General features: G+C 71.0%; 19 protein-coding genes. 7 read left to right on the top strand and 12 right to left on the bottom strand.

The genetic code is table 11. The features are described from left to right. Positions 1–85: 85 nt before the first annotated feature. From sepH to Q8R60_14430, 5 genes are read left to right on the top strand one after another with little or no spacing between them, the layout of a single operon-like run. The gene (sepH, locus tag Q8R60_14410) at positions 86–1,222 is read left to right on the top strand and encodes a septation protein SepH (protein MDP3713664.1); all 1,137 of its coding nucleotides are present in this window, start codon (positions 86–88) and stop codon (positions 1,220–1,222) included. A 29-nt stretch (positions 1,223–1,251) separates the two neighbouring features. After that, positions 1,252–1,953, top strand: coding sequence for a hypothetical protein (locus Q8R60_14415; GenBank protein MDP3713665.1), 702 nt, complete (start codon positions 1,252–1,254; stop codon positions 1,951–1,953). A 43-nt stretch (positions 1,954–1,996) separates the two neighbouring features. Beyond that, positions 1,997–3,337 (top strand): hypothetical protein, encoded by a 1,341-nt coding sequence (locus tag Q8R60_14420; protein ID MDP3713666.1) that lies wholly within the window; start codon positions 1,997–1,999, stop codon positions 3,335–3,337. Further along, complete coding sequence (locus Q8R60_14425; protein MDP3713667.1) at positions 3,334–4,584, top strand: M48 family metallopeptidase; 1,251 nt, start codon at positions 3,334–3,336, stop codon at positions 4,582–4,584. Before Q8R60_14420 ends, Q8R60_14425 begins: the two co-directional genes overlap by 4 nt. Next, the gene (locus Q8R60_14430) at positions 4,581–5,690 is read left to right on the top strand and encodes a glycosyltransferase family 4 protein (GenBank protein ID MDP3713668.1); all 1,110 of its coding nucleotides are present in this window, start codon (positions 4,581–4,583) and stop codon (positions 5,688–5,690) included. Before Q8R60_14425 ends, Q8R60_14430 begins: the two co-directional genes overlap by 4 nt. A 135-nt stretch (positions 5,691–5,825) precedes the next feature. Here Q8R60_14430 and Q8R60_14435 read toward each other — a convergent pair whose 3' ends face one another. Continuing rightward, positions 5,826–7,349 (bottom strand): hypothetical protein, encoded by a 1,524-nt coding sequence (locus Q8R60_14435; GenBank protein ID MDP3713669.1) that lies wholly within the window; start codon positions 7,347–7,349, stop codon positions 5,826–5,828. Further along, on the bottom strand, positions 7,346–8,053 hold the full coding sequence (locus tag Q8R60_14440) for an ABC transporter ATP-binding protein (protein ID MDP3713670.1): 708 nt from the start codon (positions 8,051–8,053) through the stop codon (positions 7,346–7,348). Before Q8R60_14440 ends, Q8R60_14435 begins: the two co-directional genes overlap by 4 nt. 104 nt (positions 8,054–8,157) lie before the next feature. Between Q8R60_14440 and Q8R60_14445 the strand changes: the two genes are divergently transcribed. Both Q8R60_14445 and Q8R60_14450 read left to right on the top strand, forming a co-directional pair. Next, on the top strand, positions 8,158–9,279 hold the full coding sequence (locus Q8R60_14445; GenBank protein MDP3713671.1) for a type IV pilus twitching motility protein PilT: 1,122 nt from the start codon (positions 8,158–8,160) through the stop codon (positions 9,277–9,279). A 63-nt stretch (positions 9,280–9,342) separates the two neighbouring features. After that, positions 9,343–10,071: a DUF429 domain-containing protein gene (locus Q8R60_14450; protein MDP3713672.1), complete on the top strand. Its 729-nt coding sequence runs from the start codon at positions 9,343–9,345 to the stop codon at positions 10,069–10,071. On the opposite strand, the gene Q8R60_14455 is transcribed toward Q8R60_14450, so the two are convergent. The 10 genes from Q8R60_14455 to Q8R60_14500 all read right to left on the bottom strand — a co-directional run bounded on the left by Q8R60_14455 (position 10,049) and on the right by Q8R60_14500 (position 21,764). Continuing rightward, positions 10,049–11,374: a hypothetical protein gene (locus Q8R60_14455; GenBank protein ID MDP3713673.1), complete on the bottom strand. Its 1,326-nt coding sequence runs from the start codon at positions 11,372–11,374 to the stop codon at positions 10,049–10,051. The genes Q8R60_14450 and Q8R60_14455 overlap by 23 nt on opposite strands. A gap of 139 nt (positions 11,375–11,513) precedes the next feature. After that, positions 11,514–11,759, bottom strand: a complete 246-nt coding sequence (locus Q8R60_14460; protein MDP3713674.1) for a prepilin-type N-terminal cleavage/methylation domain-containing protein — start codon at positions 11,757–11,759, stop codon at positions 11,514–11,516. 350 nt (positions 11,760–12,109) lie between these two features. After that, entirely contained in the window at positions 12,110–13,567 is a 1,458-nt protein-coding gene (locus Q8R60_14465; protein ID MDP3713675.1) for a hypothetical protein, read from the bottom strand. Continuing rightward, on the bottom strand, positions 13,564–14,067 hold the full coding sequence (locus Q8R60_14470; protein MDP3713676.1) for a prepilin-type N-terminal cleavage/methylation domain-containing protein: 504 nt from the start codon (positions 14,065–14,067) through the stop codon (positions 13,564–13,566). Before Q8R60_14470 ends, Q8R60_14465 begins: the two co-directional genes overlap by 4 nt. A 444-nt stretch (positions 14,068–14,511) precedes the next feature. Next, the gene (locus tag Q8R60_14475; protein MDP3713677.1) at positions 14,512–15,657 is read right to left on the bottom strand and encodes a type II secretion system F family protein; all 1,146 of its coding nucleotides are present in this window, start codon (positions 15,655–15,657) and stop codon (positions 14,512–14,514) included. A gap of 8 nt (positions 15,658–15,665) precedes the next feature. Then, positions 15,666–17,459: a GspE/PulE family protein gene (locus tag Q8R60_14480; protein ID MDP3713678.1), complete on the bottom strand. Its 1,794-nt coding sequence runs from the start codon at positions 17,457–17,459 to the stop codon at positions 15,666–15,668. After that, the gene (locus Q8R60_14485; GenBank protein ID MDP3713679.1) at positions 17,456–17,584 is read right to left on the bottom strand and encodes a hypothetical protein; all 129 of its coding nucleotides are present in this window, start codon (positions 17,582–17,584) and stop codon (positions 17,456–17,458) included. Before Q8R60_14485 ends, Q8R60_14480 begins: the two co-directional genes overlap by 4 nt. Before the next feature lie 134 nt (positions 17,585–17,718). Continuing rightward, entirely contained in the window at positions 17,719–18,348 is a 630-nt protein-coding gene (locus Q8R60_14490; protein MDP3713680.1) for a response regulator transcription factor, read from the bottom strand. Continuing rightward, on the bottom strand, positions 18,335–19,936 hold the full coding sequence (locus Q8R60_14495) for a histidine kinase (protein MDP3713681.1): 1,602 nt from the start codon (positions 19,934–19,936) through the stop codon (positions 18,335–18,337). Before Q8R60_14495 ends, Q8R60_14490 begins: the two co-directional genes overlap by 14 nt. 28 nt (positions 19,937–19,964) lie before the next feature. Further along, complete coding sequence (locus tag Q8R60_14500) at positions 19,965–21,764, bottom strand: AMP-dependent synthetase/ligase (protein ID MDP3713682.1); 1,800 nt, start codon at positions 21,762–21,764, stop codon at positions 19,965–19,967. Positions 21,765–21,778: the final 14 nt, after the last annotated feature.

Consider the following 21,778-nt stretch of genomic DNA (forward strand, 5'->3'; position numbering starts at 1 on the left):
GGCTTGTGACTGCAGCGCCCAGCGGCGAGGATGGCGCGCCGCACCGACCCACCGGGGCGGGGCGGTCCGAGGAGAGGGGTGCCGGGTGCGGGAGCTGCACGTCGTCGCGCTGAGCGAGGACGGGCGCTCGGTCGTGCTCGCCACCTCGGCGACGGCCACCAAGGGCGCTTATCGGGTCCGGCTCGACGGGCCGCTGACCGCCGCGGTCCGCGGCGAGCTGCGCCGACCCGGTGAGCCCACCGCGCCCGAGGTCGACCTCACCCCGAAGGACATCCAGGCCCGGCTGCGGGCCGGCGAGACCCCCGAGCAGATCGCCGAGTCGGCCGGGGTCCCGGTCGCCCGCGTCGAGCGCTTCGAGGGCCCGGTCATCTCCGAGCGCCAGCGCGTCATCGAGCAGACCCGCGCCGCCTTCATGGTCCGCGGGCGCAAGGGCGCCTCCGCGCTGCCGCTCGGCGACGTCGTCGACCACCAGCTGGCCGAGACCGCCGCGCTCGTCGAGGACAGCGTCGAGTGGAGCGCGCGCCGCCTCGACGACGCCACCTGGGAGGTCGCGCTGCGCTTCGTCGCCCGCGCGCGTGCCCGCACCGCCCGGTGGACCTACGACCCCGCCACCCGCATCGTCACCGGAGTCGACAGCGCCTCCGCGGCGATGGGCCACAGCGACCGCGCGGTGCTGCCCGCGCACAAGCCGGCCGCCGCACCCGCGAAGAAGGCCCCGGCCACGAAGGGGGCGAAGGGCACCACGAGAGCGGGTACGCCGAAGGCGGCTCCGACGCGGGCGCTCCCGAAGGCCGCGCCGAAGGCTGCCCCGAAGAAGGCCCCGAAGAAGGTGGCGGCGACGGTGGCCGCCACGAAGGCGACCCCCAAGGCCGCTCCGAAGGCGGCCCCGACGAAGGTGGCCGTGACGAAGGCGGCCCCGAAGGCGGCTGCGGCGAAGAAGGCTGCGCCGAAGCCGCCGAGGAAGGCTGCGGCCCCAGCACCGGTCGCGCTGCCCAAGGCCCGGGTGCGCCGCAAGCCGCCCGCCCAGGCCGCCGCGCAGGCCGCACCCCCGCCGGCCGAGCCGCGTCGGGTGCTGCGCATCGTCACCGACGACCCGATCGAGACCACCCCCGCCGTGGCCCGGCGGGCGGCCGGCGCCCGGGCGAGCGTGCCGGGGTGGGCCGACGTGCTGCTCGGCGCCACACCCAGCACGCAGACCGGTGCGACCAGGGACGACGACTGAGCCGCGCGGCCGGGGGGCACGGGACGCGGGTGCGACGGGCGGTTGTCGGCGTACTCCTGGTCCTCACGCTGGCCGGGTGCGGCGGCGCCGAGGAGCCGGTGGTCGACCCGGGCATCGCCCAGCTCGGCGCGGCCATCACCGCGGTCAGCGCAGCGCGCGGGGAGGTCCTCGACGCGACCCAGGCGATCGCCGACGGCGCGACCGCCCTCGACGACGTCGACGAGGCTGCGGCGGCGGGGGAGCCGGCCGCGACGAAGGCCGCCCGCGAGCGCGCAGCGAAGGCCACTCCCGCCACGACGAAGGCGCTCGCCTCGCTGCCGGCCCGTCTGCAGGCCTACCGCGACGCGCTCGTCGCGCTCGAGACCGGCGCGACGACGGCGCAGTCGCTCGACCAGGCGCAGCGCGGCCTGCTCGCGGCCGTCGGCACCACCGGAGCCGCCGAGGTCGCGGCCGTCGACGCGCTGCGGAAGACCGGCAACGGCGCGTGGGCGACCTACTCCCGCCTCGACCGGATCTCGGCGACCTGGCTCGAGCGCTCGACCGCCGGGTGGTACCGCACCAAGGCGGAGGGGCGACAGGCCTACGCCGTCCTCGTCGGCGACCTGCGGCAGGCGCTCGACAAGGCCCGGCCCGCGCTGCAGCGCGCCGACACCGCGACCCGGGCAGCGGCCCGTCGGGTGTCGACGGCGCTGAAGGAGGCCGACGCGGCGCTCGAGCCGCTGCGGCCCTGAGCTCCCGCTGCGCGATCTGCCCGGCTCGCCCTACGATCAGGTGGTGACGGAGCCGCGGAGGTCGTGGCGACTGCGCGCCCTCGCCGTTCTCGCGGCGCTGGAGCTGACCGCGGGCGTCACCGGGGCCGTGGTCCTGCACGAGGACGCCGCCCTGCCGGGGCTGGCGTCGGACCGGGCCCGCAGCGTCCCCGACGACGACCCCGAGGCGGTGCGCACCGCGGCCGTCGAGCGGCTGCTCGGCGACCGCGCGCAGGCGATCCGTCGTCGCGACCGCGCCGCCTTCGTCGCGACGCTGGACCCGGACCCGTCCGCTGCGCCGTTCCGTAAGCGGCAGGCGAAGGTCTTCGACGCCCTCGCCGACGTCCCGATCGGGTCGTGGAGCTACGCCCTCGACCCGACCCGCGAGCGCGTCCCCGACGCGCGCGTCGACGCGCTGCGCGGCCCGGGCTGGTGGGCGCCCGACGTCGTGCTGCGCTACCAGCTCAAGGGCTACGACCCGTCGCCCACCAGGGCCGAGCAGTACTTCACCTTCGTGCAGCGCGCCGGCCGCTGGCTGGTCGCGTCCGACGACGACTTCAAGGCCGTCGGGCAGGCCAGCACGCCGGGGATCTGGGACGGCGGGGACGTCGTCGTGGTCCGCGGCGCGCGCTGCCTCGTGCTCGGCCATCCGGCCTCGGCCCGCACCCTGCGCCAGGTCGCCGACGCCGTCGACGCGGCGGTCCCGCGGGTCACCGCGGTCTTCGGCTCCGACTGGACCCGCAAGGTCGTGGTGCTCGTCCCGGACAGCTCGGCCGAGCTCGCCGAGCTGCTCGACAGCCGCAGCGACTTCAGCCAGATCGCCGCTGTCGCGACCGCGGAGCTCGAGAGCAGCGCGGACTACAAGCCGATCGGCGACCGGGTCATCGTCAACCCGCCGAACTTCACCAAGCTCGGCAGCCTCGGGCGCCGGGTCGTGCTCACCCACGAGGTCGCGCACGTCGCCACCCGCAAGGCGAGCGGGCCGCTGATGCCGACCTGGCTCGTCGAGGGCTTCGCCGACTACGTCGGCTACCAGGGCGTCGACCTGCCGCTGTCGGTGTCCGCGCGCGAGCTGCGCGCGGCGGTGCGAGCCGGTCGGGTGCCCAAGGCGCTGCCGACCGACCGCGACTTCGACGCGACCAACAAGGAGCTGTCGGAGGTCTACGAACAGGCCTGGCTCGCTGTGCTGCGGCTCGCCGAGGTCCACGGCCGCGCGAAGCTGCTCGCCTTCTACCGCGACGTCGGGGCGGCCCGCGAAGGTGACCGCGACGCGATCGTCGAGGCGGCGTTCCGCAAGGCCTTCGGGCGCAGCACCGCCGACTTCGTCGAGGACTGGACGGCCACCCTGCGGCTGCGGCTGCGATGAGCCGCCGGGCCACCGCCCTCGTCCTCGCCGGGCTGCTCGCCGCTCTCGGGGTGGCACTCGCCCTCACCGTGCCGTGGACGGTGCTGCCCGGCGCCGACCCGGTCGTCGACGTGGGGCGCGACTTCACCACCGGGCAGGTCGCGCGCGAGGTGGCGTTCCACGACGCGGTGCGGCCCCCGGCGTACGCCTCCCTGGTGCTCGGGCTGGTCGTGTCGGCGGTGCTGGGGCTGACGCCGCTGGGAGGGCGGCTGGTGCGGGCGGTCGCGCGGCCGCTCGGCGGCGGGTGGGTGTGGCAGGTGCTGCTCGGGACCCTCGCGCTCGGGGTCGTCGGGCGGCTCGTGACGCTGCCGCTCGACGCGCGCAGCGAGGTCGTGCTGCGGCGCTACGACCTGTCGACGCAGACCTGGGGGAGCTGGGCGGTCGACGTCGCGAAGGGCATCGGTGTCGGCGCCGGCTTGACGGCGCTGGTGCTGCTCGCCGCCGTCGGGGCGGCCCGTCGGCTCCCGCGCATCTGGCACCTCGTCGCGGCGCCGCTCGTCGCGCTGCTCGTCGTCGGGGGGTCCTTCGCCTACCCGGTCGTCGTCGAGCCGGTCTTCAACCGCTTCGAGCCGCTGGCCGTCGGTCAGCTGCGCGAGGACCTGCTGGCGCTGGCCGACCGCGACGGCGTCCCTGTCGAGGACGTGCTCGTAGCGGACGCCTCACGTCGTACGACGGCTCTGAACGCCTATGTCTCCGGCTTCGGCGGGACGCGCCGGATCGTCGTCTACGACACGCTCCTGCGCGAGGCCACGCCTGCCGAGGTGCGGCTCGTCGTCGCCCACGAGCTCGGGCACGCCAAGGAGCGCGACGTGCTCGTCGGCACCCTGCTCGGCGCGCTGGGTGCCGCTGCAGCGGTCGTCGTCCTGGCGCTGCTGCTGTCGTGGGGGCCGCTGCTGCGGAGGTCAGGTGCCGATGGTCCGGGGGACCCGCGGGTCATCGCGCTGGTGCTGCTGCTCGCCGGGGTCGGGACGCTGCTGCTCGGGCCGGTGACCAACGTCGTGTCGCGCAAGGTCGAGGCCCGCGCCGACGTCCACGCGCTCGGGCTGACCTGCGACGCCGCGACCTTCGTCGACAGCCAGCGCCGCCTCGCGACGACCAACCTCTCCGACCTCGACCCGAACCCGCTGGCCTTCGCGCTGTTCGCCACCCACCCTTCGTCACCGCAGCGGATCGCCCTGGCCCGCGAGCACGAGCGGCTGCGCTGCTGATGCGCACCCTCGTCGTCACCAACGACTTCCCGCCGCGACCCGGCGGCATTCAGGCCTTCGTGCACTCCCTCGCGACGCGCCAGCCCGACGGCGAGCTCGTCGTCTACGCGCCGGCCTGGAAGGGGGCCGAGGCCTTCGACGCGGCCCAGCCCTTCCCCGTCGTCCGGCACCCGACGTCGCTGATGCTGCCGGTCCCCGAGGTGCTGCGTCGGGCGCGGGCCGTCGCGTCGGCGGAGGGCTGCGACCGCGTGTGGTTCGGGGCCGCCGCGCCGCTCGGCCTGCTCGCCCGCCCGCTCGGGCTCTCTCGCGCGGTCGCCTCGACGCACGGCCACGAGGTCGGCTGGGCTGCGCTGCCCGGCGCCCGCCAGCTGCTGCGTCGCATCGGCCGCGACGTCGACGTCGTCACCTACCTCGGCGACTACACCCGGTCGCGGCTCGAGCCGGCTTTCCGGACCACGATGGCGCAGCTGCCGTCGGGGGTCGACACCACGGCCTTCCGCCCCGGCGCGGGAGGTTCAGACGTACGACGAAAGCTCGGGCTGGGCGACCGCCCTGTCGTCGTGTGCGTCTCCCGTCTGGTCCCGCGCAAGGGCCAGGACGTGCTCGTCAAGGCGCTGCCGCTCATCCGGCGGCAGGTCCCCGACGCCGCGCTGCTGCTCGTCGGCGGCGGGCCGGACCACCCGCGCATTCAGCGGCTCGCGGCCGAGCACGGCGTCGCCGACGACGTCGTCCTCACCGGCTCGGTGCCGTGGGAGGAGCTGCCCGCCCACTACGACGCGGGTGACGTCTTCGCGATGCCGTGCCGCACCCGGCGCGCCGGGCTCGAGGTCGAGGGGCTCGGGATCGTCTTCCTCGAGGCCTCTGCGACGGGGCTGCCCGTGGTCGCCGGCCGGTCGGGCGGGTCGCCCGACGCGGTGCTCGACGGGGTGACAGGGCACGTGGTCGACGGGACGTCGGTGGCCGCTGTCGCCGCTGCCGTGGGCGGGCTGCTCGCGGATCCTGTCGCTGCACGGGCGATGGGCGCTGCGGGGCGCGAGTGGGTCGAGCGGGAGTGGCGTTGGGACGTCCTCGCCGCCCGGTTACGCGGCCTGCTCGCCGGTCCGTAGGGGACCCGCGACCTGCGCGGGTGACCCCCACGCGCTCCTCCGCGGACGTGCCGCACACCCTCCGGGGATGTGGCGATCATGCGCGCTCGGGCTTGTGGGAGTGATCGCCACATCCGCGCGCGCTGCGGCCCCGACTCAGCCGGCGGAGACCCGCGTGGTGATGCGGCCGCGGACGTGCGGGTCGGCGTAGCGCTCGAGGGTGTGCCGGAGCGACAGGACGCACAGGACCATCAGCGGGACGGCGAGCGCCGGAGCGAGCCACGCGACGTCGGTGCTGGCAGCGCTGCCGAGCAGGATCCCGACCAGCGCGGTCGGGAAGGCGAGCTTGACGCTCGCGAGCACCATGGCGCCGGGCGGTGCCACGGCATCGCGCACGCCGTTGAGGTCGGCGCGGTGCGGGTGCAGCACCGACATCCGGATGCCGGTGGCGACAACCAGCAGCGTGCAGAGCAGGCCGCTGCTGATAATGGCCGTGACCTCGGCAGCGGTGGGCGCCCCAGGGCTGCGCAGCGACCCTGCCACCGCGGCGACGACGACCGCAGCGAGCACGGTCTCGGCCAGGACGATGAGCTTGGAGCGGGCGACGAGCAGCGGGTCGTGGGGGAGCGAGGCGAGCCAGACCGCCCCGGAGGCGTCGAGGCAGAAGGCGTTGACGCCGAAGAGCAGGCCCGCTCCCGCGGCGACCAGGCCGGGGAGGACGACGAGCGACTCCCACGGCACAGCCGCGCCGGCGGCGATGAGGCCCGGCAGGACGGCGAGGACGAGGCCCCCTCGGCGCAGCGCTGGGGCGCGCCAGACGCTGGCGCGGTCCATCGCGATGAGCTCGCGCAGCGGGCTGCGGACCGCCGTGCGGCGACGGACGGCCGACCCGACATGGGTCGCGCCCGCGTCGCCGGGCCGGCCGAGTGCCCAGCCGCACAGCGCCGATCCGCTGACCAGCCCGAGCACGGTGAGCCCGATCAGGCCGGCCGTCGTCAGGCCCCAGCGGCCGAGGCTGCCGTCGCTCGCGACGATGCCGTCGACGACGACGCGCGTCGGGCTCGCGTCGAGCAGGTCGTCGCCCTGCCCGAGGCGGACGAGCAGCACAGCCGTAGCGAGCGTCGCGATCGAGATCACGCCGACGGCGCGGCGGCCGGAGCGGGTCTGGCGCAGCCCGGCGACGGCCCACGCAAGCGCCTGGCCGCAGACGGTGAGGGCGAGGACGAAGGAGAAGGTCGTCATCCCGCCCAGCAGCGGCCGGCCTCCCTGGGTGAGGAAGGTCGACTCGGCGGCCAGCACCAGCAGCTGCACGATCCAGACCAGGTTGACCGGTGCGAGCGCGAGCCCGCCGAGGAAGTGGGTCCGCGGACGGACGGGATAGGCGACGAGCTGGTCCGGAGGCACGATCTCGGCGCCGCCACCTGCGGTCAGCGGAGCGATGAGGGCGAGCACGCCGAAGCCGAGGAAGGCTGTCGGCGCGAGCTCCTTCGCGGTCTCGAGCGCGGCAGGCTCGATCGAGCCCGCGCTGCTGATGATGACCGACAGCAGCCAGAGCGCGGCGATGCCGCCGAGGCAGATCGCGAGCTTGGCGCCCGGCGCCCGCATCATCGTCCAGCGCAGCGCCAGGAGGGCGCGCAGCTGCGCGGCCGGGCTCGCGACGCGTACGACGGAAGCGGTCATGCGATGAGCGAGCGGTAGCGGACCCGTCCCTCGTCGCCGGCGAGCTCCTCGGCCCGGGCGGCGCCGACGACGCGGCCGCCCTTGAGGACGACGGCCTCCTCGCACGCCTCGATGGCCAGGGGGAGCAGGTGGGTGCTGACGAGGACCGCGGCGCCGCTCGCGCGGGCAGCAGCGATCGCTTCCATGGTGGCCTCGACGCCGAGCGGGTCGACCCCGTCGAAGGGCTCGTCGAGCAGCAGCAGGCGGGGTTCATGGAAGGTCGCGAGCAGGACCGAGAGGCGCCGTCCCATGCCGTGGCTGAAGCCGGCGGTGACGCGGTCGGTCGCCGCGGCCAGGTCGAAGCGCTCGAGCAGCTCGTGGGCCCGCTGCTGCCAGCCGTCGGGCATCGCGCGCAGCCGGGCCGCGAGCTGGAGGTGCTCCCACGGGGTCGCCCGTGGCACGAGTCCGCCGACGTCGGGGCAGTAGCCGACCAGGGAGCGCACCCCAGCGGGGTCGTGGCCGGCGTCGACGCCCTGCACGGTCACCCGACCGCCGCTGGGCGGCAGCACGCCCGCGAGCACGCGCATCGTGGTGGACTTCCCGGCGCCGTTGCGGCCGACCAGCGCCACCGAGGCGCCGGCGGCGACAGACAGGTCGAACCCGTCGACGGCGCGGACCTCCGCGAAGTCGACGACGAGTCCCTGGGCCAGGAGGACGGGTTCCACATCTCTCCTTCGGCTGCCGAGCCCTAGCGGTGTAGTCACCAGGTCGGGTCAAGTCTGGCCGAAAGGATGATGGCCGTCACCCCGAGGACGGTCACTCTGACGGCATGGTCAAGACCTCCAGCTCCCGGCCCCTGCCCTCCGACCTGCTGCTCGAGCAGCTCTGGGACAGCAAGGGCACCGATCTGCTCGTGACTGCCGGCGTGTCGCCGATGGTCCGGGTCGACGGCGATCTGCGGCCTGTGGACGGGTTCGGCCCGATCTCGGCCGAGGACACCGAGGGGCTGCTCGAGGAGCTGCTCACCGACGACCAGCAGGCGGCCTTCGCGGCTGGGGCCGAGGTCGACTTCTCCTTCACCTGGCGCCAGGTGGCGCGGCTGCGCGGCAACGCCTTCCGAGCGTCCGGGACGATCGGGCTCGCGCTGCGGCTCATCCCGCACGAGATCCCCACCTTCGCGGACCTGGGACTCCCGCCCGTCCTCGGGCGCTTCGCCGCGCTCCGTCAGGGACTGGTGCTCGTCACCGGGCCGACGGGGGCCGGCAAGTCCACGACCCTCGCGTCGATGATCGACCACATCAACGCCACACGGGCGTGCCACATCATCACCATCGAGGACCCGATCGAGTACGTCTACTCGCACCGCGCCGGCGTGGTCCACCAGCGCGAGGTCGGGACCGACACCCGGTCCTTCCCGGACGCGCTGCGGTCCGCCCTGCGCGAGGACCCCGACGTCGTCCTGGTCGGCGAGATGCGCGACCTCGAGTCGATCGCTTTCGCGCTGTCGATCGCCGAGACCGGGCACCTGGTCTTCGCGACCCTGCACACCAACGACACGGCACAGGCTCTGGACCGCATCGTCGACGTCTTCCCGGCCGACCGGCAGTCGCAGATCCGTGTGCAGCTCGCCAACGCACTGACCGGCATCGTCTACCAGCGGCTGCTCCCGCGTCGCGAGGGCGGGCTCGTCGCGGCGTACGAGGTGCTGGTCGCCAACTCGGCTGTCCGCAACCTCGTCAAGGAGGGCAAGAGCAACCAGCTGCGCAACGTCGTCTCCACCCACCAGCACGAGGGGATGCAGACGCTCGAGAGCGCGCTGACCCGCCTGGTGGCCGACGACGTCATCGACCTGGAGCAGGCCCGCCTCGTCTCGCTCTACCCGAAGGAGGTCGAGGCCCCGGCCCCCGTGCTCGCCGAGGTCGCGCCGATGCGGCGGAGCCTTCGCCGCTGACGTCCCGCACTCCGACGGCCCGTCCTGCCCCTGGCGGACGGGCCGTCGCGTTAGGTTGCCCCTGTGCCACCCCAGAAGCGAGGCGGGGGCCCTGACCTGCCCTATCGGCTCATCGCCGGCGTCGAGCCGTGCCCAGGTGGCTGGCTGGTCGTCGGTGCGCGACTGCAGGGCATCACGGCGCACCCGACCGAGCCGGAGGTCTTCCCGACCTTCGCCGAGATCCTCGACTACCGGCCGTCCTTCGACGTCATCGCCATCCACTGCCACCTGTCCTTCCCGGAGGAGGACACCGAGGGTGGTCGCACCTGCGACAAGCTCGCGCGCCAGCTGCTCGGCTGGCCGCGCTCCGGCGCTGTGCAGTCCCCGCCGTCGCGGCACTATCTGCGCACCGGCGACCTCGACGCACGGGCCCGCAAGGGGCTCTCACCCATCTCCGCCCGGATGCTGCGCCGCTACGCCGAGGTGGCCGAGGAGATGCAGCCCTACCGCCAGCGCCAGGTCTTCGAGGTCCATCCGGAGCTGAGCTTCTACCAGCTCAACGACGACGTCCCGATGCAGCACTCGAAGCGCTCGCCCGCCGGGGTCGAGGAGCGCCGCCGGCTTGTCGAGGCCCGCATCCCCGGCGCCGACACCGTCCTCGAGGCGTCGCTCCCGGGTGTCACCCTGGCCCATCTGCTCGACGCGACCGCGGACATGGTGACGGCCCGGCGCATCGCTGCCCGGGCCGTCGACCGCATCCCTGAGGATCCCGAGTGGGACGAGCAGGGCGTCAGGATGGAACTGCTGCGCTAAGCGGCTTGCTCGACTCGTAGGCCCACCGAGGATCCTGCGGATCACATCGTGGTCTTGACACTCGGAGCGCACAGGCGCTTGTCACAGCAACGAAGACCGCACCCGCGAGGAGGGTTCCGGCCGAACCGCGTGAGATCGCCGCGTCGACAAGGCCCCACGTGCGCCACGGGTCTCGCTCTTGACTGACCCTGCCGAGGGGCTGGTACCAGAAGACGCCCACCGCGTGCGTGGCGATGGACCAGCCCACCAGGAACCGCGTCACGCGACGCACCCCCGCGCGGGCCGCAAGCCGCTCGTAGCCGAGTGCGCATAGAGGCAGCGCCAAGACGAGCAATTCCAGTGGCAGTCGGTAGGAGTAGTAGCCCGTTCCGCCTTCGAAGGAGTTCACACGCCACTGGACGACCTGGTAGGCCAATCCGCCAACGGCCGCCCCTCTCGCCCAGCCCGGCGCGCCATGCAGGCCGCGCCAGGCGGCCATGATCGCCACGATGACGAAGGGCGAGAAGACGAGCAGTCCCCTGATCGGGCTGACCAGGGACCCCATGGCCGAGTCGAACATGGCAGCCCATGCGCTGGGCGAACTATCTGCGATGCGCGGGCCGGCGTAGGTGTAGCCCCCGCCAACTGAGGGTGCAGCGAACATGACGCTGTTCCAGAGCACGAGCGTCCCCAGACCCAGGCTGGCCGGCAGCCCGACCCGGTACAACGGCCGAAGGCTTCGTCGCTCCATCGCGAGCGCTGCGCCGATCACCGCGGCGGGTAGGGCTAAGTGGGGTCTGGTCATGATCGCGGGTGCCAAAGCGAGGCCCGCCCACCATTGCCTGTTTCGTTGAAAGGCCAGCAGAGCCAGGCTGAGCCAAAAGGCGTCCGGACCATGGGTCCACAGCTCTGCTGAGGCATTGGGCCACAGGCCGGTGCCGAAGGCGAGAGCGGCTGCCATGGTCAGGGCTGTAGGCGCAGGGATACCGCATCGGGTCATCACGAGACACAGATTGGCTACCGCCAAGCTTGTCAGCACGACGGCGGTCAAGACTGCTGGCGTGAGCGGGCTCACTCCCAGGGGTTGCATCACAAACTGGAGTGGGATCGCCACGAGGATCACGCCGGGCATGCGGTTCGACACGACATGCTCGCCTTGCTGCGTGAACCAGGGGTTGTCTGGCCGTGATGCCTGCTCGAGGTAGAAGGTCCCTCGCGTTGCGAACTCATGAGCCGGCCACGCGGCTGCAACGCTGTCGGCGTTCGCGATGCCGTACCAGTGCGCGCACACGAGGTAGACGAGCAGGCACGCGAGCGCGCACACCGTCCAAGGCTGCGAAGAAGCATGTGCGGTCGCTCTCGCTAGCTGCCAAGGCATCGGTGTCTCCTCTCTCGACGCGGGTTGATACGCGACGACGGGGTCGGCGCGATGCCGACCCCGTCCCGTCTCGGAGCGCCGTCAATCAGGTGCAGTTGCCGCCCTCAGCGGTGTAGACGCCGCTGCCGTTCACCTTCTGCGCAGCTGAGACCGTCTTGTCGATCCGGCTGTTGGCGTCCGTGCAGGCGTTCTTGGCGTCAGCCTGGAAGGCGTCCACGGCGAAGATGGCGATGCCGGCGAGGATGCCGAGCACGACGATGACGATCAGCAGCTCGATGAGCGTGAAGCCGTCGTCCTTGCGGGTCTTGATGCGCTGAGACATGCGGTTCATGGTTCCTCCGTAGACGATGGGCGAAGCTGTCAGGAGGAGGATGTGTCGAGAAGGCGCTCGGTGGCATCAACTGAACGTCTCTCGCCAGCCGCCGAACGGTCAGCGCACCTCATCAATTGTGACTAGCCACCCTGACCGACAGCTCCGCGCATGGAGCGGCAGAAGGGCGACAGACTTGCACCGCTCGAGAGGGAATGCGGGGACCGGCGCGTTCACATCGGCAATCAGCGTGGTGCGTCCGGAACCGACGGCTACCTGTGAATAGTGGCCACTATAAAGCTGCCCACCGTCGATGAAGCACGTCGCTACGCGAGGAACGCGCACAGGCGAGTCGCCACGGGGGGCCGAGGCTACGGGAGCTGGCTCCACTGCGTGAGTGTCGTGGCTGACGCCGGTGTTGCGCCGCCTTGGTCATCAAAGGACATGATGCTGCGCAGCACGGGAGGTCCACCGCTCACTGCAGCAGTGAACACGACGCGCCGATCGCTGCGGCAGGGGTCTAATGCCGAACACGCTGGGAGGGAGATGGGTGCATCCACCTGTGTCGAGGAGGCGTTCAGCGTCGCAGTGAGAGCCCACACGAGGATTCCGCCATCGAAGACCGTTCTGGTTCTGTTGTGGAGGGAGATGACCCCGCGCGACGTCGGCAGATACAGGGTTCCGTGGACAAAGATGCTGGGCTCCTTGCCGAACCGAACCGAAACGGGTGACGAGAGCGCCTTCATCCCGCCCACTGCGGACGTGAGTCCGTGTATCGCGATTGCCGGCTTGTCGGTCGGCCTGGGTCCCGCACAGATCGACAGGACTGGACTGTCGTTCGAGCTGTCGGAGATCAGCACCGACGAGCCACCGAGCAGCAACTGAGTGTTCGTGGCTCCGCCGTTGTCGCAGGCGGTCCCATCCATCGGTGTTGCGATCTTCTTGCTGGTGAGCCACGTACCTGTTGCACGTCCGAAGACCACGTTGTACTTGCCGAGGTCGAAGGTGACGTCTTCGAGGTAGTAGACGCCAGGTTGAAAGTACAGAGTTGCATCCTCGTCGCAGGCCTTCGCGAGATCGAGGGTCTTGAGGATGGTGACAGGACTCAGGACGTAGGTGCCCGGCGAGAACGTGATCAGATCCTTGTCGTCGTTCTTGCCCGCCTTTCCTGGAAGGCATGACAGTTGCGGGGGAAGAAGCGGAGCGGCAGGCCGCAGCATGACCGAAGGTGTCCACTGGGGGTCCACGCCGGCGGGTGTCGGTGCTGAGCGGCAGGTCTTGCCCTTGTCGGCAACCACCCGCTCGGCGGGGTTGTTGCCCACTGCGCTGCACTGGCCGTCGCCCTCCGCGATAACCGTGGCCGTCGATCGGATGAAACTGTTTGAAGACGTCGAGGTGGTGATGTCATCGTGGCTGTAGATACGCCCGTCCACTACGAGGTCGAACGTGCCAGTCAGCGCAAGCGGCTCCGTGTCCGAGAGCGTGAGCAAGGCGTTGAGTGCGCGATTCTGAAGCACGACGCCGGAGCCAGGGGCGGGTGAGCAGAGGACAGTCGATGGGCGTCCGTTGACACCCTCGACGACGAATGCGCAAGGCGGACCGTAAGTGGTACCGACGTCGCCGCTCGGGTCGGCCTTGACCTTCGCTATGGCGTACTCGGTTGCGGCATCGGCCGCGTACGTTGACTGTCGAGACTCGCGCACCGCATCACTCGACTCGAAGCTGGCCTGCGTGAAGCCCAGCAGCGAGAGGACGAGTACTGAGACCAGTAGCAGGAAGACCAGGACGATGAGGAGCGACGCGCCAGCGTCGCCCTTTGGCTTCTTCACGGGAGCCTCCGCTCGGCGACGATGCTGAACGCGCCGTCGCCCAGGCCGTCCAGGTCCAGTCGGGCGCTGTCAACGCAGGACGCAGGAGTACAGGTCATGCTCGCTGCCGTCAGGTTGCTGGCAACAAGGTCAGAGCTGGTCGCGGAGCCGCACAGGAACCGCGTGAGGCGTCCGGCCTCGAGCCGGTAGTCAACCGAATACGTCTTGGTGGTGGTCGTCGCCGTGTCGGTCCACTGCATGGAGGCCACGAGTGTCTCTGAACCGCCGCCGCAGCGCGGGGTGCTTGTGGAAATCGTACTAGCGCTTTGGACGTCGCGGGTGAAGTAGGCAGAGGTGAAGGCGCCGGCTTGTGACTCTGTAAGCCTTGTGTTGGTGTCTTCAGTCACGTCCACACTCACGACAAACGCGGCGGACACGACCGAGAAGACAAGCCCCGCCAGAGACATGGCGACGAGGAGTTCCAGGAGTGTGAACCCCGCCTGGGTGTTGGGACTCTTCACGGTCGCCGCTTGATGAAGGTGGTCGTTTCGAACACTGACCCGCCCGTGTTTGACAGGGTTACGGTGATCAGTTGCAGTCCTGTGTCGGGAGTGCAACTACCTGCTCCGTTGACGTTGAAGCTAGATCCAGCCGTCGCGGGAATGCACTGCACGGAGGTCACAGTCCGCGCGAAGCCAGTAGGGGCACCTGCGACGAAAGAGGCCTGATACGCGGTTCTTGCTGAGGTACTCCCCGTGGCGACGTAAGTACGTCCCTTCAGGGTCTCGACTGCGCTCTTGAGCTCCACATCAGCGGTGGTGAGCTCTCGGTGACTCCCACCCAATGTCACCGCGGTACCCAGTCCACCGACGAGCGTGGTGACCACCAGGCCGACGAACAACACGGAGAGCACGACCTCGAGCAGCGTCTCGCCCGAATCGCATGATCGTCGCTGCCCACGCATGTCACAGGTCCCGCGTCTGTCCGAAGATGCCGTACATCGCCGACACGAGTGCGATGGCGACGAAGCCGACGATCACGCCTACGAACAACAGCACCGCGGGCTCGAACAGCGACGTGAAGCGCTTGATCTTGTAATCCAGCTCGCGCTCGAAGTAGACCGCTGCGGTGCCTAGCTGCTCGTCGAGGGTGCCGGTGTTCTCGCCTACTCGGAACATCTGCTTGGCGGAGGGCGGAAACAAGTTGGTCGCGATCAACGGTGCAGCGAGGCCCTCGCCGCGCAGCATCGCCTCACGTGCCTCAGTGAGACCCTTCTGGAAGACAGCGTTGCTGGTGGCGTCCGTTGTCACCGCCATTGCTGAGGGGAGCGGTACGCCGGCCTGCATCATCGCGCTGAGGATGCGGCAGAAGCGCTCGAGGACAACGTGCCGAACGAGGTCCCCCAAGACCGGGAGTTTCAGGAGCACGATGTCCCTCGCGGCCTTGCCGCGCTGAGTGCGCAGGGCCGCGATGAGCATCGCCAAGCCCGCGATCAGAGCGGCCACAATAACTATCGCGTTGCTGGTGAGGAAGTCCGCCGTCCCGAGGAGCATTCTGGTCGGGAGTGGCAGCTCGGCATCGAGGCTGTCGAAGAAGTGCTCGAACTTCGGGAGCACGAAGGCGACCAGCACCACGACCACGACCACAGACATCCCGAGAACCACGCTCGGGTAGGCAAGGGCCGACGTGACCTTCCTCCGCGCCTCGAGATCGCGCTCGATGTACTCGGACAGCTGAACGAGGACCGTGTCGAGCTTTCCCGTCAGCTCGGCCGAGCGAAGGATGCCGAGGTAGTAGGCCGGGAAGGCCGAGCTGTGTGGCTGGCAGGCGTCAGCGAACGTAGAGCCTTCGCGCAAGGCAGCCAGGATGTCCTGGACGATCGAGCGGAAGAACTTGTTGCCCATCTCCTCCTGGATCGCCTCGAGGGCGTCGAGGATCGGGATACCGGCCTTGATGAAGACGGCGAGCTGACGCGAGAAGTGCATGAGGTCCTTGCGGGGGACCTTCTTCGCGGTGAGCTCGAACTGCAGGATCGACTTCTTTGGTGCGCGCGAAGCAGCGACAGGGGCGTCGTCGGGCTGGACGACCTCGAGCTGGTCGGTGATCGACATGCTGCCGCCTAGGCCGTGTAGATGGTGCGGATGACTTCGGGGATGGTGGTGAGGTCCTGCTCGACGAGCGAGATGGCCTCGTCGCGCAGGGTGCGCATTCCTTGCTTGACCGCCATGCGGCGCAGCTCGTCCTGGGTGGCCCAGCCGACGACGAGGCGCTTGATCTCGGGCGTGATGGTCAGGAGCTCGTAGACGCCGATGCGGTCCTGGTATCCGGTGCCGGAGCAGAAGTTGCAGCCGACCCCGCGGTAGAAGGTCTTCTTGGGTGCGCCGCCGGCCTCGGCGTAGAAGCCGAGCTCCTCGATGCTGGGCTTGTAGGGCTTGCGGCAGCTGGTGCAGACGCGGCGCAGCAGGCGTTGGCCGACGACACCGATGACGGAGGAGGCGATGAGGAAGGACTCGATGCCCATGTCGAGGAAGCGGTGCAGGGCCGCGACGGCGTCGGTGGCGTGCAGCGACGAGAGCACGAAGTGGCCGGTGAGGGCGGACTGGGTGGCGATGCGCGCGGTCTCCACGTCGCGGATCTCGCCGACGAGGATGACGTCCGGGTCCTGCCGCAGGATCGACTTCAGGCCGGTGGCGAAGGTGAGGCCGGCCTGCTCGTTGGTGGAGATCTGGTTGATCGACGGGAAGACGTACTCGACCGGGTCCTCGATCGTCATGATGTTGCGCTGCGACTCGTTGATCTCGCTCATCGTCGCGTAGAGCGTCGTCGTCTTGCCGGAGCCGGTGGGCCCGGCGCACAGCACCATCCCGAAGGGCGCGCGGACCAGCGCGGAGTAGGTGTCGTGGGTGTCGTTGGGCATGCCGAGGTCGTTGAGCCGGTAGAGCGGGCGGCTCTTGTCGAGGATGCGGAGCACGACCTTCTCGCCCCAGATGACACCGGTCGAGGCGACCCGGATATCCACCGAGCGGCCGTCGACGTCCATCGCGATCTGGCCGTCCTGCGGGCGGCGCCGCTCGACGATGTTCATCCCCGCCATGATCTTGAGGCGGCTGGTCAGGGCCGGCCCCATCGAGGACGGCAGTGCCAGGACGTCGTGCAGCGCACCGTCGATGCGGAAGCGGATGCGCAGGCGCTCGTCCTGCGGCTCGATGTGGACGTCGGAGGCGCGGTCGCGCAGCGCCTGAGTGATGATCTTGTTGACGACCTGCACCACCGGGGCGTCGTCCTGCGCGGACTCGCTGGTCAGCGCGACCGTCTTGCGGGTGGCGGCGGTGGCCTCGAAGGCCTTGACGACGTCGTCGATGCCGGTCAGCGAGCGGTAGGTCGCGTCGATCGAGTGCCGGATCTCGTCGGCGGGGGCGACGACCAGCGTGATCTCGCGGCCGGTCGAGTTGGCGAGCAGCTGGGCGAGCTCCGACGTGGGGTCGGCGACTGCCACGACGAGGCCGCCGCCGTCGAGCAGCATCATCGGGATGCAGCCGTGGGAGCGGGCGATGCTCTCGTCCAGAAGCGCTGCGGCGTCGGGCTCCGGGGACTCCTCGCCGAGGTCGACGAGGGCAAGGCCCATCTGGTCGGCGAGCACCTCGGCGAGCGCGCGCGCGTCGAGCGCGCCGAGCTCGACGAGCAGGGAACCGACGCGCTTGCCCGACGCCGACTGCTGCAGCAGCGCCTCGGACAGTTGCTGGGGCGTGACGTGCCTGCGGTCGATGAGCAGCTCGCCCAGCTGCTGCCAGTCGGCCGGTCGCTCGAGCGCGACAGCAGGCTCGGGCACCCCAGGGTCCGCGACCCGCTTGCCTCTCGCGTGCCGGGCTCCGCCCGTCTCCGCGATCTCCTCGTCCTTGCGTCGCAGCTTCATGCCGCGTGCTCCAACCACTGCATGAGGGACAGCGCGACCAGGACCGACAGCGCGATCGCGCTCACGACGATGAGGACGACCTGGGCCGTCACGCCGCGCTCGCGCCCCTCGGGCTGCCCGCTCACGTCCCGCTCCCGTCGCGTCATGGGCACCCGGCGGCGCCCTGCTACGACGATCACCCCGAGAGCACCCACATGGGGTCACACGGCGGGCCGTGATGTCCGACCGATCGGACTCTTGACGAGCGGGGGGTTCGGGTCTATGGCCCCGCGACCAGGCCGGAGTCCACGAGGCCCAGTCGCACCGCCGACATGACCGCCTGCGTCCGGTTCGTCGCCCCGAGCTTGTCGTAGAGCTTGGACATGTGGGTCTTTGCCGTGGACGGGCTGATGTAGAGCTTCGTCGACACCTCAGCGACCGACAGCCCGGCCGCCAGCAGCTGGAGGATCTCGTCCTCGCGCCCAGTCAGGGTGACCGCGGGACGCGCCATCCGGCGGCGCATCGCGCCGGCCAGGTCCTGGGCCGTGAAGGAGGTCGGCGCGGTGGCCGAGGCCCGCGCCGCGGACACGACGTCGTCGGACGGCGCGGACTTCAGGACGAAGGCGGACGCTCCCGCCTCGAGCGCGGCGAACAGGTGGTCGTCGGTGTCGTACATCGTCAAGACCACCAGGCCCATCGCGGGTCGGCTGACCCGCAGCGACTTCACCAGCATGATGCCGCTGCCCTCGCCGAGGTTGACGTCGACGACCGCGACGTCGGGGGAGTGGGCGCGGTCGAGCGCGAGCGCCTCGGGCACCGACCCCGCCTCGGCGACGACCGCGAGGTCCACTGTCTGCTCGAAGGCGCGGCGCAGCCCCTGCCGGATCAGTGCGTGGTCATCGACGAGCATGACGGTCACCGTCATCTGGACCCCCCTCTCCCAGGACTGCATCGACGCGGATCCCCGCACCTGAACGTGGCGTGACAGTGAGTGTCCCCGATGCGCGGCGCATGGCGGCGGTGAACGCCGTGACCTCCTCGACCGACGGGTGCGGCCCGTCGTGCTCGAGGACAAGGGCGGCGGTCGGCGGGTCGACTGTGAGGGTCACCCAGAGGTTGGCCGCCTCGCCGGTGCGGCGCGCGTCCTGGGCGAAGACCTGCGCGATCTGCAGCAGCAGCGCCTCCTGCTCGCCGGGCAGCCGGAACGGCGACTCGTCGAGGGAGAGGTGGACCGCGAGTCGCCCGCTCGACCCGATCGCGCGGACGTAGCTGGTCAGCGCCGACCCGAGCCCACGCTCGCTCGACACGCTGGTGCGCAGGTCGGTGATGGACAGCCGCAGGTCGCTGATCAGCGTGCTCAGCGTCGTACGCAGGTCGGTCACCTTCTCGGCCAGCGCCTGGTCGATCGGGGCCGCCGCGCGCCGCAGGTCGTCGAGGGAGTAGCCGATGAAGGCGAGGTCCTGCGCGACGCCGTCGTGCATCTCGCGGGCGAGCCGGTCGCGCTCGGCGACCGACACGGCGCTGCGGACCTCCTCGAACAGCAGCGCGGTCTCCAGCTGGAGCGCCGCCGCGTCGGCACAGCGCTGCAGCTCCTGCACGCACGCGTCGTCGACGGGCGTGCCGTCATAGCTCTCCAGCGCCACCAGCCCGAAGCCGCCTGCCTCGCTCCGCAGGGGTACGACGACCAGCGTGCTGCCCTGCCGGCGTCCGTGGATGTCAGGGTCGCGGCGGTCCACGACGGGCTGCTGCGTCGTCCAGGCCTCGCTCAGCGGCCCTGGGTCCGAGAGAGGAGCCCGCCAGGGCACCCGTCGCGTGCCCCGGACGGCGATGGGCACGAGTGCACCGGGGGAGGGCTGGACCAGGACCGCTGAGCGCGAGGCGCTGGGCATCGCGCTCGCGCACCTCTCCAGCAGACCCTCCGCCATCGCGGCCGCGTCGAGACCGCCAGGCAGCTGCCGGCTGACAGCGCGCAGCTGCTGCAGCAGGGCCCTGGCCTCGGTGTAGCGGTCGAGCTCGTGGACCGGCCCGCGGCGGTCCAGGACCCGGGCGCGCTGGCCCACCACTCCGAGGCCGGCTCCGAGCAGCAGCCACTGGCCGGCGCCGGTTGCGATCGGGCGCAGGTCGTCGGTGCCGCTGTCGAGCAGCGGGCCGATCAGGACGGCCGCCGTTCCGACGAGCGTCACGAGGGCGATGTAGCGCGTACCGGCCTGCAGGCCCACGCAGGCGGCCGGCGCGAGGAGGTAGGCCAGCATCGGGCTCTCGGTGCTTCCCGTGGCCCCGATGCTCAGGCCGGCTATGGCCGCCTCGACGACCCCGACCAGGACGGGGCGCCGGTGCAGGACCGGCAACCGCTCGGCCGCCAGCGCGAGCGCGCTGAGCAGCGCGATCGGCAGCGCGACGTAGGTGCGGTCCGACGCGACCACGGACAGCAGCGCGCACAGCAGGAGCAGGGCCGCGCGGAACGCCGCGACCGGTGCCCCGACTGCGGTGGGGGGCACGACGGTCGCGACGACGGTGACGGGTGCGCTAGTCGGCCAGGCTGCCGCTGTAGAGCCCGTCGACCGCGGCGGCGAACTCCGTCATGACCACCGAGCGCTTGAGCTTGAGCGACGGGGTGAGCTGGCCGCCCTCCTCGGTCCAGTCCACGGGCAGGATCGTGAACTTGCGGATCGCCTCGGCCTTCGAGACCGCCTTGTTGGCCTCGTCGACCGCGCCCTGGATCTCGGCCAGCAGGTCGGGGTCGGTGGCGAGCGTGGCCATGTCGGCCGGCTTGCCCTTCGCCGCCGCCCACGGCCCGATCGCCTCGACGTCGATCGTGACGAGACAGGCGATGAACGGCTGCTGGTCACCGACGACCATGCACTGGCTCACCAGCGGGTGCGCGCGCAACCGGTCCTCGAGCACGGCCGGGGCGACGTTCTTGCCACCCGCCGTGACGATGAGCTCCTTCTTGCGCCCGGTGATCTTGACGAACCCCTGGTCGTCGATCTCGCCGATGTCGCCGGAGTGGAACCAGCCGTCGACGATGCTCTCGCCAGTGGCCTTCGAGTTGTGCCAGTAGCCCTGGTAGACGTGCTCGCCCGACATGAGGATCTCGCCGTCGTCGGCGATGCGGACCGTGACGCCGGGGGACGGCCGACCGACGGTCCCGATCTTGATGTGGGCCGGGGTGTTGACCGTGCCGGCAGCGGTGGTCTCGGTGAGGCCGTAGCCCTCGAGGATCGTGACGCCGATGCCGCGGAAGAAGTGGCCCAGACGGGCGCCGAGCGGGGCACCGCCGGACACTGCCCACGCGACGTTCCCGCCCAGGGCGGCGCGCAGCTTGGAGTAGACCAGCTTGTCGAACAGCCCGTGCTGCAGCTTGAGCGGCAGGCCGATCGAGCCCTTCTCGACTCCCTCGGAGTAGGCGATCGCGACGGCCTCCGCGCGGTCGAAGATCTTGCCCTTGCCGTCGCCGTGGGCCTTCTGCTTGGCGGTGTTGTAGACCTTCTCGAAGACCCGGGGCACCGACAGGATGAAGGTCGGCTGGAAGGTCGCGAAGTCGGCCAGCAGGTTCTTGATGTCGGCGGTGTGACCCATGCGGGCACCGCTCTCGACGCAACCGATCTGGATGAGGCGCGCGAAGACGTGGGCCAGCGGCAGGAACAGCAGCGTCGAGCCCTGCGCGTTGAACAGCTCGGGGAGCACGATGCTCGCCGAGCGGCCCGTCCCGATGAAGTTGCCATGGGTGAGCTCGCAGCCCTTCGGGCGGCCAGTGGTGCCGGAGGTGTAGATGATCGTGGCGAGCGAGCCAGCGCTCAGCGTCGCGCGGCGCTCGTCGAGCTCGGAGTCCTTGACCTCGCGGCCTCCGGCGGCGAGCTCCTCGAGGCCACCGGAGTCGATGACCCACGAGCCCTTGAGGTCGGGGAGCTGGTCGCGGACGGAGTCGAGGACGCTCTGGTGCGCCGGGCTCTCGACGACGACGGCGACCGAGCCGGAGTCACCGAGGTTCCACTGGACCTGCTCGGCCGAGGACGTCTCGTAGATCGGCACGGTGACCGCACCGGCGGTCCAGATCGCGTAGTCGACGAGGGTCCACTCGTAGCGGGTCTTGCTCATCAGGCCGACGCGGTCACCCGCCTTGACGCCCTGCGCCACGAGCCCGGCGGCGATGCTCGACACCTCGGTGGCGAACTCCTTCGCGGTCACCGGGGCCCAACGGCCGTCGACCTTGCGGGTGAAGACCACCGTGTCTGGCGACTCCTGGGCCCGTGCGAACAGGGTGTCGATCAGCGAGGCCTCCTGCGGCAGCTCGACGACCTGCGGAGTTGTGTACTCCTTGACCACTGGTGCTCCTGGAG

The sequence above is a fragment of the Mycobacteriales bacterium genome (assembly GCA_030697205.1).
Lineage (GTDB): Bacteria > Actinomycetota > Actinomycetes > Mycobacteriales > SCTD01 > JAUYQP01.